General features: G+C 72.6%; 14 protein-coding genes. 7 read left to right on the forward strand and 7 right to left on the reverse strand.

The window, feature by feature from the left end; genetic code table 11:
- Positions 1–37 precede the first annotated feature (37 nt).
- The 3 genes from ACFZP7_RS03680 to ACFZP7_RS03690 form a co-directional block, all read right to left on the reverse strand.
- Complete coding sequence (locus ACFZP7_RS03680) at positions 38–505, reverse strand: peroxiredoxin (RefSeq protein ID WP_030973678.1); 468 nt, start codon at positions 503–505, stop codon at positions 38–40.
- Complete coding sequence (locus ACFZP7_RS03685; protein ID WP_385633839.1) at positions 502–882, reverse strand: hypothetical protein; 381 nt, start codon at positions 880–882, stop codon at positions 502–504. The genes ACFZP7_RS03680 and ACFZP7_RS03685 overlap by 4 nt, the downstream gene beginning before the upstream one ends.
- A gap of 247 nt (positions 883–1,129) precedes the next feature.
- Positions 1,130–1,786 (reverse strand): TetR/AcrR family transcriptional regulator, encoded by a 657-nt coding sequence (locus ACFZP7_RS03690; RefSeq protein WP_029392862.1) that lies wholly within the window; start codon positions 1,784–1,786, stop codon positions 1,130–1,132.
- A gap of 252 nt (positions 1,787–2,038) precedes the next feature.
- Here ACFZP7_RS03690 and ACFZP7_RS03695 point away from each other — a divergent pair, with 252 nt between their 5' ends.
- From ACFZP7_RS03695 to hemC, 4 genes are all read left to right on the forward strand, one after another.
- Positions 2,039–3,496 carry an MFS transporter gene (locus ACFZP7_RS03695; RefSeq protein ID WP_127441965.1) on the forward strand — a complete coding sequence of 486 codons (1,458 nt, stop codon included), beginning with the start codon at positions 2,039–2,041 and terminating at the stop codon, positions 3,494–3,496.
- Positions 3,497–3,590: 94 nt separating this feature from the next.
- A complete protein-coding gene (ligD, locus tag ACFZP7_RS03700; RefSeq protein WP_385633840.1) occupies positions 3,591–4,571 on the forward strand; it encodes a non-homologous end-joining DNA ligase in 981 nt (326 codons plus the stop codon).
- 136 nt (positions 4,572–4,707) lie between these two features.
- Positions 4,708–5,493 (forward strand): NPP1 family protein, encoded by a 786-nt coding sequence (locus ACFZP7_RS03705; protein WP_192341689.1) that lies wholly within the window; start codon positions 4,708–4,710, stop codon positions 5,491–5,493.
- A gap of 74 nt (positions 5,494–5,567) precedes the next feature.
- Positions 5,568–6,503 carry a hydroxymethylbilane synthase gene (hemC, locus tag ACFZP7_RS03710; protein ID WP_385633841.1) on the forward strand — a complete coding sequence of 312 codons (936 nt, stop codon included), beginning with the start codon at positions 5,568–5,570 and terminating at the stop codon, positions 6,501–6,503.
- A 74-nt stretch (positions 6,504–6,577) separates the two neighbouring features.
- Here the strand turns inward: hemC and ACFZP7_RS03715 are convergent, their stop codons facing one another.
- Positions 6,578–7,102, reverse strand: a complete 525-nt coding sequence (locus tag ACFZP7_RS03715) for a hypothetical protein (RefSeq protein ID WP_019324082.1) — start codon at positions 7,100–7,102, stop codon at positions 6,578–6,580.
- A gap of 301 nt (positions 7,103–7,403) precedes the next feature.
- Between ACFZP7_RS03715 and ACFZP7_RS03720 the strand changes: the two genes are divergently transcribed.
- Complete coding sequence (locus ACFZP7_RS03720) at positions 7,404–8,195, forward strand: RNA polymerase sigma factor SigF (RefSeq protein WP_031020441.1); 792 nt, start codon at positions 7,404–7,406, stop codon at positions 8,193–8,195.
- A gap of 3 nt (positions 8,196–8,198) precedes the next feature.
- On the opposite strand, the gene ACFZP7_RS03725 is transcribed toward ACFZP7_RS03720, so the two are convergent.
- Positions 8,199–8,525 (reverse strand): ANTAR domain-containing protein, encoded by a 327-nt coding sequence (locus ACFZP7_RS03725; protein ID WP_175437918.1) that lies wholly within the window; start codon positions 8,523–8,525, stop codon positions 8,199–8,201.
- A 227-nt stretch (positions 8,526–8,752) separates the two neighbouring features.
- Here ACFZP7_RS03725 and ACFZP7_RS03730 point away from each other — a divergent pair, with 227 nt between their 5' ends.
- Entirely contained in the window at positions 8,753–9,556 is an 804-nt protein-coding gene (locus ACFZP7_RS03730) for a VOC family protein (RefSeq protein ID WP_046250693.1), read from the forward strand.
- Between the two features lie 13 nt (positions 9,557–9,569).
- Here ACFZP7_RS03730 and glgX read toward each other — a convergent pair whose 3' ends face one another.
- On the reverse strand, positions 9,570–11,717 hold the full coding sequence (gene glgX, locus ACFZP7_RS03735) for a glycogen debranching protein GlgX (protein WP_385633842.1): 2,148 nt from the start codon (positions 11,715–11,717) through the stop codon (positions 9,570–9,572).
- Positions 11,714–12,229, reverse strand: a complete 516-nt coding sequence (locus tag ACFZP7_RS03740; protein WP_031020436.1) for a hypothetical protein — start codon at positions 12,227–12,229, stop codon at positions 11,714–11,716. Before ACFZP7_RS03740 ends, glgX begins: the two co-directional genes overlap by 4 nt.
- A 238-nt stretch (positions 12,230–12,467) precedes the next feature.
- Between ACFZP7_RS03740 and ACFZP7_RS03745 the strand changes: the two genes are divergently transcribed.
- Complete coding sequence (locus ACFZP7_RS03745; RefSeq protein WP_019324075.1) at positions 12,468–12,740, forward strand: DUF5133 domain-containing protein; 273 nt, start codon at positions 12,468–12,470, stop codon at positions 12,738–12,740.
- Positions 12,741–12,748 lie beyond the last annotated feature (8 nt).

Consider the following 12,748-nt stretch of genomic DNA (forward strand, 5'->3'; position numbering starts at 1 on the left):
GTTGCGGCAGGGTTTCAACCGCAACGGTCACGGATGCCTACGCTCGGTGCGCGCGCAGTGCCGCCAGGGCGCGGTCGGCGTGGGCGTTCATCCGCAGCTCGCTGCGGACGACCTCGAGCAGGGTGCGGTCCCGGCCGACGACGAAGGTGACCCGTTTGGTGGGGAGCGGGCCGAAATCCCGCTTCACCCCGAACAGCTCGCGGACCCGGCCGTCGGCGTCGGACAGCAGCGGCATGCCGAGGGTGTGGCGTCCGGTGAATTCCCGCTGCCGTTCCACGGGGTCGCCGCTCACGCCGACGGGGCGGGCGCCGACGGCGGCGAACTCGGCGGCGAGGTCCCGGAAGTGGCACGCCTGCGCGGTGCAGCCGGGGGTCAGGGCGGCGGGGTAGAAGAAGAGGACGACCGGGCCGTCGGCGAGCAGGCCGGACAGGCGGCGCGGGGTCCCGGTCTCGTCCGGCAGCGTGAAGTCGTCGACCCTGTCCCCGACGCGGGGCACCCGGCTCACGACCGGCCCTCGCTGCCCCTGGCCACGCTGCGGGCCCACAGCACCAGCGGCACCTGCACCGGCAGACGGCCGTAGGCGGCGGCCCGCTGCGGCGTGGGGCGGTGCCGCCAGTCCACGGCCATCTTGACGTTGGCGGGGAACACCCCGACGAAGAAGGCCGCCGTGGCCAGCGCGGCGGCCCTGCGGGTGCGGGGCAGAGCGACGCCCGCGGCGAGCGCCAGTTCCGCGGCGCCGCTGGCGTACGTCCAGGCGCGGGGCGTGCCGGGCAGGCCGCGCGGCACGATCGCGTCGAACACGCGGGGGCGGGCGAAGTGGGCGGCGCCGGCGGTGGCCGGCAGGCCGGCGAGCAGCAGGGGTGAGCGTCGGGAACGGGGCACGGTTCCTCCTCGGGGACTGGCGCGCGATATTACTCGACGGTAGGAACCGGTTCGCGTCCGGCTCGGCCCGCGTCCGGCTCGGATACGGCGGCGAGGGCGCCGGGCGCGGACCCGGACGCGCGGCGCGACACCGTGCCGGTGAGGGACGGCTGTCGCTGACGGCAGCCTCCCGGGTCCTGCCGGCCGTCGGCGGACCGCTCCCCACGCGGCCTGCGCGTCCCCGCCGGACTGAGGAAAGCCGCGCCCGTCAGGCCCTCGGCCGGGCGGTGACGGGTGCGAGCCACATGGCCACGATCGCGTCGACGAGCCCGTCGGCCGCCTCCTGCCAACTGGCGCGAGGAGTGGGACGCCCCTCGGCCAGGGCGCGCTCCCGCTCGGCCGCCGTGTGCACGATGAGGTGGCGGGCCATGTCGCCCCGCTCGGCGCGGACCTCGGCGGGCAGCGCGGGCATGCACCGGTCGCGCCCCGCGACGATCTCCCGCAGCGACGCGGAGGCGCGGGACTCGTCGACCATGATCTGCCGCAGCGCCGGGTCGGTCATCACCTGGGCGCAGAACCTCGCGTACCAGGTGGGACTGCCCAGTGCCGCGAGGTGGTCGAACTGTGGCCGCACCAGGCAGTCCACCCAGTCCCGCAGGTCCGTGGAGTCCCCGAGGCCGGCGAGCTGCCGGGCCCGCAGTTCCTCCACCCGCAGCGAGTGCCGCTGGGCGATGGCCCGGACGAGGTCGGCCTTGGTGCCGAAGTGGTAGCCGACCGCCGCGTTGTTGCCCTGTCCCGCGGCCTCGCTGACCTGGCGGTTGGAGACCGCGTACACGCCGTGCTCGGCGAACAGCCGCTCGGCGGTGGTCAGGATCAGCTGCCGGGTCGCGCTGACCTGTTCCGTCCGTACCGTCCTGCCCGCCATGCTCACCACCGCGTCGGGACTCTCCTTACGGCCCGCGGCGGCCAGTCCCTCGAGTCGTCGCAGGTCCGCCGCCATGCGGCGCTTCTCCCCGGGAGCTTACGCACCACCGGCCCGGGGCCGCCGCCCCGGCCCCCACGAGCGCGCCCACCCCCGCGCCGTAAGATACGTCAAGCGACTGACTTAAAGTGTCGCTCCTCGGTACCGAAGTCCGTTCCGAGTCCGTTCCGAAGCCCTCCCCCGAAAGGCTGCTCCATGCCCGCTTCCCCCACCGCCCCGCGGCCCGGCGCCGTCGTGGCGGTACTGGCCCTGGCCGGGATCGTCGTGTCACTGATGCAGACCCTGGTCATCCCGATCGTGCCGGAGCTGCCCAGGCTGCTGGACGCGCCGGCCTCGGACGCGGCCTGGGCGGTGACCGCCACGCTGCTCGCCGCGGCGGTGGCCACCCCGGTCGTCGGCCGCCTCGGCGACATGGTCGGCAAGCGGCGCATGCTGCTGCTCAGCCTGGTGCTGCTCATCGTCGGCTCGGCGGTCTGCGGACTCAGCGACACCCTGGTGCCGATGGTCGTCGGCCGCGCCCTGCAGGGCCTGTCCGCCGCGGTGATCCCGCTCGGCATCAGCATCATGCGCGACGAGCTGCCCGCCGAGCGGCTGGCCGGCGCCACCGCCCTGATGAGCGCCTCGCTCGGCGTCGGCGGCGCGCTCGGCCTGCCCGCCGCCGCGCTGATCGCGGACAACCTCGACTGGCACATGCTCTTCTGGCTCTCCGGTGCGCTCGGCGCCGTCGCCCTGGTCCTGGTGCTGGCCCTCGTGCCCGAGTCGGCGGTGCGCACCGGCGGTCGCTTCGACGTGCCCGGCGGCATCGGCATGGCGGCCGGTCTGGTCTGCCTGCTGCTGGCGATCTCCAAGGGCGCCGACTGGGGCTGGACCGGCGGCACCACCCTCGGTCTGTTCGCGGCCGCGGTGGTGATCCTGCTGGTGTGGGGCCGGTGGGAGCTGCGCTCCCCGCAGCCGCTGGTGGACCTGCGCACCACCGCCCGCCGTCAGGTGCTGTTCACCAACCTGGCGTCCATAGCCATCGGCTTCTCGATGTTCGCGATGTCCCTCGTCCTTCCGCAGCTCCTCCAGTTGCCCGAGGCGACCGGTTACGGCCTCGGCCGCTCCCTGCTGACCGCCGGTCTGGTGATGGCGCCGTCCGGTCTGGTGATGATGGCCTTCGCCCCCGTCTCGGCGAAGGTCTCCGAGGCCAAGGGCCCGAAGGTCACCCTGATGATCGGCGCCGTGATCGTCGCCGCGGGCTACGGGCTGAACATCGTGCTGATGGCCGAGGTCTGGCAGCTGGTGCTGGCCTCCTGCGTCATCAGCGCGGGCATCGGCTTCACCTACGGCGCGATGCCCGCGCTGATCATGGGGGCGGTGCCGGCGAGCGAGACGGCCGCCGCGAACAGCCTCAACACGCTCATGCGGTCCATCGGCACCTCCCTCGCCAGCGCGCTGGCGGGCGTGGTCCTGGCCCAGATGACCGTCAGCGTCGGCGGCTTCGCGCTGCCGTCGAAGGACGCCTTCAAGGTGGTCATGGGGATCGGGGCGGGCGCGGCCCTGCTCGCCTTCGTGATCGCCTCCTTCATCCCGCGGCACCGGCCGGACGCCGGGAGCCCGGCCCGTCCGGCGCCGGTCACCGGGACCGGCGCGCAGGCCGCCCCCGTCCGCTGACGCCGACGGCGCCGGTCCCGCGGGGCCGGCGCCGTTCAGGCGAACCTGGCGGGCGACGCGCGTGGCCGCGCCCGGGCGCGTCGAGTACTGACCCGTGGAGCTGCCGCTGATCCCTCCGATGCTCGCCACGTCCGGCACCCTGCCGCCCGCCGGGCAGGACACGCGCTGGGCCTACGAGACCAAGCAGGACGGTCAGCGTGTGATCGTCTACCTGCCCGGCGACGGCGGCGTGCTGCTGCGGGCCCGCTCGGGCCAGGACATCACGGCCGCCTATCCGGAACTGGCGCCGCTCGCCACCGCGCTCGGCTCCACCCCCGCCGTGCTGGACGGGGAGGTGCTGGCCCTGGACGAACAAGGGCGCGCCGACTTCCAGTTGCTCCAGTCGCGCATGGGTCTGGCGCACGCCCCGGGCCGGGCCGCGCACCGGGCGGCGAAGGCCCCCGTCCACCTGGTGCTCTTCGACGCCCTGCACCTGGCGGGCGAGTCCCTGCTCCGGCAGCCCTACACCCGCCGCCGCGAACGGCTCACGGACCTCGGCCTGAGCGGTCCGTCCTGGTCGACCCCGGCCGCGCTGGTCGGCCACGGCGAGCAGGCCCTGCGGGCCACCCGGGAGCACGGCCTGGAGGGCCTGGTGTGCAAGCGGCTGGACTCCGTGTACGAGCCGGGGGTCCGCTCCCGTGCCTGGATCAAGATCCGCAACATGCGCAGCGAGGACGTCGTGATCGGCGGCTGGCTGCCCGGCAAGGGGCGGCTCGCCGGGCTCCCGGGCGCCGTCCTGGTCGGCCAGCGCGCCGCCGGCCGCCTGCGTTACGTCGGCGGGGTCGGCACCGGCTGGAGCGCGGCCGAGCGCGACGAGCTGGCGGCGCTGCTGCGGGCCGCGGCGACGGACACGTGCCCCTTCGATCCCGTGCCGCCGGTGCCGGGAGCGCGCTGGGTGATGCCCCGGCTGGTCGGCGAGGTCCGTTACAGCACCCGCACCCGCGAGGGCATGCTGCGCCAGCCCTCCTGGCTCAGGCTCCGCCCGGACCTGGCTCCCGAGGAGTCGGCCGCGGACCTTCCCGACGATCCGGTGTGACGCGTGATCAACTGTTGGGCCGGGCTTCACCGCGGGGACGCCCGTACACCCTTGGCACGGAAGTGAAAAGGCGGGACTCTGAACTCCCTTTCCCCCCACAGCCGTTGGGCTGCGCCCGGACTCAGAGGAGGACGCGATGGCTTCGCGTGCCACCGCCCCCGCCCCCGCCCGCCGCAGGAGATGGCTCACCGCACCGCTCGGTGCCCTCGCCCTCGTCCTCGCCTTCCCCGCCACCGCGTTCGCCGCCCCTCCCCCGGGGCTGCCCGGCAACGCCGACAGCCTGGAGCGGGCGTACCAGCCCGCCTACGACTACGACACCGACGGCTGCTACCCCACGCCGGCCATCGGCGCCGACGGTACGGTCAACGGCGGTCTGAACCCGACCGGCGCCCTCAACGGCAACTGCCGGGACGCCGCGGACCTGGACAACACCAACGGCTACGCGCGCGCCAAGTGCGACAACGGCTGGTGCGCCTACATGTACGGCCTCTACTTCGAGAAGGACCAGGCGCTGCCCGGCAGCAGCCTCGGCGGCCACCGGCACGACTGGGAGCACGTCGTGGTGTGGGTGCGCGACGGCGTGGTCGAGTACGTGTCGACCTCCAACCACGGCTCGTTCAGCGTGCACGCGCGGTCGGCGGTCCGCTTCGACGGAACCCATCCGAAGATCGTCTACCACAAGGACGGCATCAGCACCCACTGCTTCCGCCTGGCCACCGCCGGGGACGAGCCGCCCGAGAACCACCGGGGAAGCTGGCAGTACCCGACGCTGGTCGGCTGGAACGGCTATCCCGCCGGAGTGCGCGAGAAGCTGAGCGCGTACGACTTCGGCAGCGCCAACTTCGGCCTGAAGGACGGGAGCTTCGCCTCCCACCTCGCGGCGGCGAAGCCCGCCGGCATCTCCTTCGACCCGAACGCCTGAGACGACCGGAAAGGACGGGGCCGGTCGAGCGAACCGCGACCCCGGGCGTCCCCCGCGCGCACTATCGTGTCCGCATGGCCGTCCCCGAGCTGATCCGTATCGTCTCCCGCGACTCCCCCATGGCCCTGGCGCAGGTCGAGCGCGTCCGGGCCGAGTTGGCGGCCCTCCACCCCGGCGTGCGCACCGAGGTCGTACCGGTGAAGACCACCGGCGACAAGTGGCTCGGCGACCTGTCGCAGGTGGAGGGCAAGGGCGCGTTCACCAAGGAGGTCGACACCGCGCTGCTGTCGGGCGAGGCGGATCTCGCGGTGCACTGCGTCAAGGACGTGCCCGCCGACCGGCCGCTGCCGGCGGGCACGGTGTTCGCCGCGTTCCTGGAGCGGGACGACATCCGGGACGCCCTGGTCCACCCGGGCGGGCTCACGCTGGACGAGCTTCCGGACGGTGCCCGCGTCGGCACCTCGTCGGTGCGCCGCGTCGCCCAGCTGGCCGCCACCCACCCGCATCTGACGTGCGTGCCGTTCCGGGGCAACGCCAACCGGCGGCTGGCCAAGCTGGCGGCCGGCGAGGCGGACGCCCTGCTGCTCGCGGTCTCCGGGCTGGAGCGCATCGGCCGCCGCGACGTGATCAGCGAGGTCCTCTCCCCCGAGACGATGATGCCGCCGATCGGGGCGGGCATCCTCGCCCTGCAGTGCCGCGAGGGCGACGGCGACCTGATCGACGCGGTGAGCGGCCTCGGGGACCCGAGGACGCACCGGGAGGCCACGGCCGAGCGCATGTTCCTGCATGTGCTGCAGGGCCACTGCAACAGCCCGATCGCCGGGTACGCCCGGGTGGACCGCGGCGGGGAACTCTCCCTGCGGGCCTGTGTGTTCACCCCGGACGGCAAGACCCGGCTGAACGCCCACGAATGGGCCGGCCGGCTCGACCCGGCGACGCTGGGCACCTCGGTCGCCGTGGCGCTGCTGCGGCAGGGCGCCCGCGAGATCATCGACGGCATCGCGCACTGAGCACTGAGCGCGGGGCGTCGGCAGGCGAGGACGACCGGGCGGCGGGACCGGCGACGGAGGTCAGGCGGCGGGGATCAGGCGGTTCCCTCCTCCGCCTGGTCCCGCAGGAAGGCGCTCACCTGGTGCGCCAGTCCTTCCTCGCGCGCGGTGCCGGGCGAGGTCCCGCACTCCCCGCCGGGCAGTCCCAGTCCGCCGGTCCACAGCCGCCGGTCGGCCCACTCCTCGTCCACCCGCAACTGCACCTGCACGTCGACCTGGTCGAGGCTCGCCTCGGGCCCGGCGGCGTAGAGCACGGCGGTGGCCCGGCGCAGGGGGTAGACGTCGAAGCCCTCGATGAACTGGGAGTTGCGCCAGTCGAGGAAGGCGCTCTCCCCGTCGGGACCGATCCGCACGTCGATCTGGCCGTCCTCCAGATGGACGGTGACCTGCCGGGCACCCCGGTTCTCGACGGTCACCCGGACGCGGAAGTACGTCAGCCCCTCGGCGGCGTCGTCGCGTCCACGCGGCGGCTCGGCCGGCTCAAGACGGTGGACACGGACCCGCAGCCCGGCGTGCCCCTCGTACTCCTGCCAGTCCCCGACCACGTTCGGCTCGTACACGGTGCCCCTCTCGACCTCTCGACGCTGCTTCCTATCTGTGCGCTCAGTGCACTGTCAAATGAGCGGAATGCGCTGTGGCCAGGGGATTCGCCCCTTTTGCTCGGTGATCAAGCGCTGCCCAGCGACGATCCGCCGGCGCCCGTGCGGGACCGTCCGCCGAAGGGTGCCGCACATCACGTCCGGCGGCCGAGGCGGCCCGCTCACCGGCCGGCTGCCGTTCGGGTGGCAGGCCGGGACTTTCGCGCTCAGTATCCATATATACGAGGACTTGCCAGCACCCCTGCTGAGGGAGGTGCGCCTGATGCACAGCACCGGCCGAACCAAGCCCCACCCCCATGACGACGCCCCCGACACGGCCGCGGCGTTCGACCGGCTCGCCGCTCTGCCCGACGGCCCCGAGCGCCGGGCCCTGCGGGACGAACTGATCCGGGTCTGGCTGCCCATGTCCGAGCGGATCGCGGTCCGCTTCCGGGGCCGCGGCGAGAACCTGGAGGATCTCTACCAGGTGGCGGCCCTGGGCCTGGTGAAGGCCGTCGACCACTACGACCCGGAACGCGGCCACGCCTTCGAGGCGTACGCCGTGCCGACCGTGACCGGCGAGATCAAGCGGCACTTCCGCGACCACATGTGGACCCTGCACGTGCCGCGCCGCATCCAGGACCTGCGCAACCGCGTCCGCAGAGCCGCGAAGGAGCTGGCGCAGACCACGCCGGGACGCGCCCCCACGGTCGAGGAGATCGCCGAGCACGCGCAGCTGACCACGGTCGAGGTGCGCACCGGCATGGAGGCGCTCGAGTGCTTCACGGCGCTCTCCCTGGAGGCGGAGATGCCCGGCACCGACGGATACGCCCTCGGGGACGCGCTCGGCGGCCCGGACCCGGCCTTCGACACGGTGGTGGACCGGGTGGCGGTGCGGCCGTGCCTGGAGGCCCTGCCCGAACGCGAGCGCACCATCCTCTACCTGCGGTTCTTCGGCGGCATGACGCAGAGCCGCATCGCCCAGCAGCTCGGCATCTCCCAGATGCACGTGTCCCGGCTGCTCAGCGGCTGCTTCGACCGCATACGGGAGGAGATCCTCGCGGAGGCCCGCTGACGGTCAGCGGGTGATCCGCGGCCAGGCTCCCGGGACCTGGACCGGTCCGCGCCGGTCCAGGACCTCCTCGAGGACCGCGCATATCTCCGTCGGCATCACTCCGGTGCGCCCCCAGATGAGTATCATTTCTGCCACATTGCGCAGTTTGATGTTCGTATGCTGGGAAACTTCCTTGAGTACGGCCCACCCCTGATCCGGGGTGACGCGGCCGAGGGCCACGATCATCCCGATCGCCTGGTCCACGACGGCGTGCGAGACGACCGCCTCCTTCAGCTGCCTGATCTGTTCCTGCAGCTGGACGATCTGGTCCGAGCCCCGGTCCGCGGGCATGATCACCTCCGGGTCCGGCGGGTCACCGCCGCCTGCGCCGGGCTCAGCGGCCCCGGCGCGTCCATCGTCACCGCATGTCCCGCCCCGCGCCACTGGGCCGTCCGGGGCCGTCCCACCACCGTTTCGGCGCCGCGCCCGGGGTACTCGACAGGCGCCCGCCGCACTCCCGGCCGGACACTGGTGTGGAGCCGGTGGCTGCCGGTGGACGAGACCAGGACGCGACTGCCATGAAACACGACATGCCCTTCCCCGCCGGCGAGGAGAGCCTCCTGTCCACCCACTCCGTGTACGGGGCTCCCTGCTGGGTGAGCCTGACCAGCCGGGACCTGAAGATCACCGAGGAGTTCTACTCCGCCGTGCTGGGCTGGCGGTGGCGGCCCGCCAAGCTGGGCGAACCGTTCCGCATCGCGCTGGTCGACGGGGTACCGGTCGCCGGTGTCGCCGCGGTCGCCGCGATGTGGCAGATGGCGGTGGCCTGGACGCCGTACTTCGCCGTGCGCAGCGCGGACGAGGCGGTGTCGCGGGCCGCCGAGCGCGGCGGCACGGCCGCGGTCGGCCCGATCTCGCTGCCACCCGGGCGTGCGGCCCTGCTGGCCGACCGGGACGGCGCGACCTTCGGCATCTGGGAGGGGGAGCTGTTCTCCGACTGGGAGACCTGGCGTGCCTCGCGCCCCGCCTTCATCCGGCTGCACACCCGCGACGCCTTCGACGCCGCCATGTTCTACGGCGGGGTCTTCGACTGGGCGGAGCCCGGCGGCTGCTGCGAGGTCCAGTACGAGGGCGACGAGGTGGTCCTGCGCAACCAGGGCGACGTGGTGGCGCGCATCGAGTCGGGCGCCCTGGAGGCGGCGCCCGACCCGTCCATCCGGCCGCACTGGCAGGTGCACTTCGCCGTGGAGGACGTCGCCGCCTGTGCCCGCACCGCCGAACGGCACGGGGGCAGCGTGCTGTCGCTGGGCGACGACGAGGCCGTGCTCCGGGACACCGACGGCGCGCAGTTCACGGTGACCGCGCGCCGCTTCGGCGGCTGACCTCACGGGCTGCTCACCGGCCGTTGCGGGACGGCCGGGAGAGCAGCACCAGGCTGCGCTGCTCGACGTGGACCAGGGTGCCGGCCTTGTGCTCCGCCTCGTCGGGGACGCCCTCCGGGTCCGCGGTGTCGATCAGGGTCGTCCAGCGCTCTCCGTAGGTGGCGTCGGGCAGCCGGAAGTCGCCCGGCTCCCAGTGGCTGTTGAGCAGCACGATGAAGGAGTCGTCGGTCACGGGCCGGCCGCGGGAGTCCGGCTCGGCGATGGCGTCGCCGTTGAGGAAGACACCGACCGTGTGCGCGTCGCCGCGCCGCCAGTCGTCGTCGGACATCTCGCGGGCGTCCGGCCGCAGCCACACCAGATCGGGCAGCGGCTGGTCCACGTGGGTGACGGTCTCCCCGCGGAAGTAGCGGCGGCGGCGCAGCACGGGGTGGTCGGCGCGCAGCGCGATGAGGCGCCGGACGAAGTCCAGCAGCGCGCGCTGCTCGTCGTCCAGCCGCCAGTCGATCCAGGAGATCTCGTTGTCCTGGCAGTAGGCGTTGTTGTTGCCGCGCTGGGTGCGGCCCAGCTCGTCCCCGTGGCAGAGCATCGGGATGCCCTGCGAGAGCATCAGCGTGGCGAGGAAGTTGCGCTGCTGGCGGCCGCGCAGCTCCCGGACGGCCGGGTCCTCGGTGTCGCCCTCCGTGCCGCAGTTCCAGGACCGGTTGTGGCTCTCGCCGTCCCGGTTGCCCTCGCCGTTGGCCTCGTTGTGCTTGTCGTTGTACGAGACGAGGTCGCGCAGGGTGAACCCGTCGTGCGCGGTGACGAAGTTGACGCTGGCCCGGGGGCGGCGCCGGCTGTGCTGGTAGAGGTCGGAGGAGCCGGTCAGCCGGGAGGCGAACTCGCCGAGGGTGTGGTCCTCGCCGCGCCAGAAGTCCCGTACCGCGTCCCGGTACATGCCGTTCCACTCCGACCACAGCTGCGGGAAGTTGCCGACCTGGTAGCCGCCCTCGCCGACGTCCCAGGGCTCGGCGATCAGCTTGACGCGGCTGATCACCGGGTCCTGCTGGATGAGGTCGAAGAACGCGGAGAGCCGGTCCACCTCGTGGAACTGCCGGGCCAGGGTCGCCGCGAGGTCGAAGCGGAAGCCGTCGACGTGCATCTCGGTGACCCAGTACCGCAGCGAGTCCATGATCAGCTGGAGCACGTAGGGGTGGCGCATCAGCAGGCTGTTGCCGGTGCCGGTGGTGTCGTAGTAGTGCTGCCAGTCGCCGTCCACCAGGCGGTAGTAGGAGGCGTTGTCGATGCCCCGGAAGGAGAGGGTGGGGCCCTTCTCGTTGCCCTCGGCGGTGTGGTTGTAGACCACGTCGAGGATCACTTCGAGGCCAGCCTCGTGCAGCGTCTTGACCATCGACTTGAACTCGGTGACCTGCTGACCCCGGGTGCCGAGGGCCGCGTAGCCGTTGTGGGGCGCGAAGAAGCCGATGGTGTTGTAGCCCCAGTAGTTGGACAGTCCCCGGTCGCGGAGGTGACCGTCGTGCACGAACTGGTGCACCGGCATCAGCTCCACGGCGGTGACGCCGAGGGACGTGAGGTGGTCCACGATCGCGGGGTGGGCCAACCCGGCGTAGGTGCCGCGCAGTTCCTCGGGCACGTCGGGGTGGGTGCGGCTCAGGCCGCGCACATGCGCCTCGTAGATCACGGACTCCGAGTACGGGTGCCGGGGCGGGCGGTCGTCGCCCCAGTCGAAGTAGGGGTCGGTGACCACGCCGAGCATCGTGTGGCCGGCGCTGTCGCCGGGGTCGGGCCTGCCCTGGGCGCGCTCGAAGAGGGAGGCGTGGTTGTCCACCATCCCGTCCACCGCGCGGGTGTACGGGTCGAGGAGCAGCTTCTTCGGATTGCACCGGTGGCCCACGGACGGGGCCCACGGACCGTGGACCCGGTAGCCGTAGCGCTGCCCCGGGCCGACGCCGGGCAGGTAGCAGTGCCAGACGAAGCCGTCGACATCGGGCAGCGGGATCGTGCTGTGGGTGCCGTCGTCGTCGACGAGGACGAGGTCGACGCGTTCGGCGACCTCGCTGAACAGGGCGAAGTTGGTGCCCTGTCCGTCGTACACGGCCCCCAGGGGGTAGGGGAGCCCGCTCCACACGGGCGCCCCTTTCCAGTTCGGCCTCGCCCGGGTCACCGGGCCTCCTCCAGGACGCCGTTCACGATGTCGGCGGGACGGCCCAGCCGGGCCATCGGCATGATCTCTCGCGGCACTTCCAGCCCCTCCTGGGTGATCGGTTCCGGTGCCGTCGCGACCAGCGGGACCCGCTCGCCGGCCCGGGCCCGCTGCGAGAACCAGATGACCTTGGCCCCCGTGTCGGCGGCGCAGCAGCCCCAGCCGTCACTGGTCGCGGCGAGGTGCTGCAGACAGGTGCGCAGGTCCTGGTCGGGACGGAGCGCGTGGTCGTTGCCCCCCACGGCCGTGATGAGGTGCTGGCGGTTCCACCACATCTCGATCGACGTGTGCTTGTCGCTCGCGTGCTCGTCGATGGCCCGGAGCAGCATCTCGGCGCCGGTGCAGACGGGTTCGACGAGGTTCTCCAGGTCCCAGAACCGGAGGTGAGCGGCCAGGATGCGCCTGACCTGTCCGACCCGTTCCGGGCTCACTTCCACGTCGAGGTGGTAGTAGCAGGGCACTGCGGTCTTCATCGTCGTGGCTCCTCACCGCGAAGGGGCTCTCGCTCCTCCTCGTCCCTTGGGGGACGGGCTCCCCGATCACGAAGCGTGAGCGATGTTCGCTTCTGAGTCACTCCAGCGTGGGAGCCGTAGCCCATTCGTGCAACACGAGAAATCAGTTGAAGATCCAACAAGACGGCGAGTCACCACGCGTGCACCATGTGTGAAGAACTCGATCGTCCGTACCGGACCGTCCGGAAGGTGACCGGCCATGCTGCTCCCTGCCAAGTCAGAGGTCGCCCGGCAGCTGCGGCTCTACCGCGCCTGGGAACGCTCGATGCTGGCGTCCCCCGCGGACGTGGGCATCCGGGCCACCTTCGAGGATTCCGGTTACACCCTGTGCGTGCTGATGGGAAAGCGGTGCGCGCGGGAGGCCGCGGAGGCGGCCGAACGGTACCTGCGGACCAATCTCGTCACCTGTGCGCAGGAACAACCGGACCTGCTCTCCCCGTCGGGGCGGAAGACCCCCTCCGGCGCGGCTTGACCCAATCG

The sequence above is a fragment of the Streptomyces sp. SudanB5_2050 genome (genome assembly GCF_964272335.1).
Classification (GTDB): domain Bacteria; phylum Actinomycetota; class Actinomycetes; order Streptomycetales; family Streptomycetaceae; genus Streptomyces; species Streptomyces rochei.

Coding starts and splice junctions, on each gene's coding strand:
- ACFZP7_RS03720 (WP_031020441.1), top strand. CDS start 7,404: ATGCACAGCACCGGCCGAACCAAGCCCCACCCCCATGACGACGCCCCC.
- ACFZP7_RS03695 (WP_127441965.1), top strand. CDS start 2,039: ATGCCCGCTTCCCCCACCGCCCCGCGGCCCGGCGCCGTCGTGGCGGTA.
- ACFZP7_RS03730 (WP_046250693.1), top strand. CDS start 8,753: ATGAAACACGACATGCCCTTCCCCGCCGGCGAGGAGAGCCTCCTGTCC.
- ACFZP7_RS03690 (WP_029392862.1), bottom strand. CDS start 1,786: ATGGCGGGCAGGACGGTACGGACGGAACAGGTCAGCGCGACCCGGCAG.
- ACFZP7_RS03705 (WP_192341689.1), top strand. CDS start 4,708: ATGGCTTCGCGTGCCACCGCCCCCGCCCCCGCCCGCCGCAGGAGATGG.
- ACFZP7_RS03745 (WP_019324075.1), top strand. CDS start 12,468: ATGCTGCTCCCTGCCAAGTCAGAGGTCGCCCGGCAGCTGCGGCTCTAC.
- hemC (WP_385633841.1), top strand. CDS start 5,568: ATGGCCGTCCCCGAGCTGATCCGTATCGTCTCCCGCGACTCCCCCATG.
- ACFZP7_RS03740 (WP_031020436.1), bottom strand. CDS start 12,229: ATGAAGACCGCAGTGCCCTGCTACTACCACCTCGACGTGGAAGTGAGC.
- ACFZP7_RS03725 (WP_175437918.1), bottom strand. CDS start 8,525: ATGCCCGCGGACCGGGGCTCGGACCAGATCGTCCAGCTGCAGGAACAG.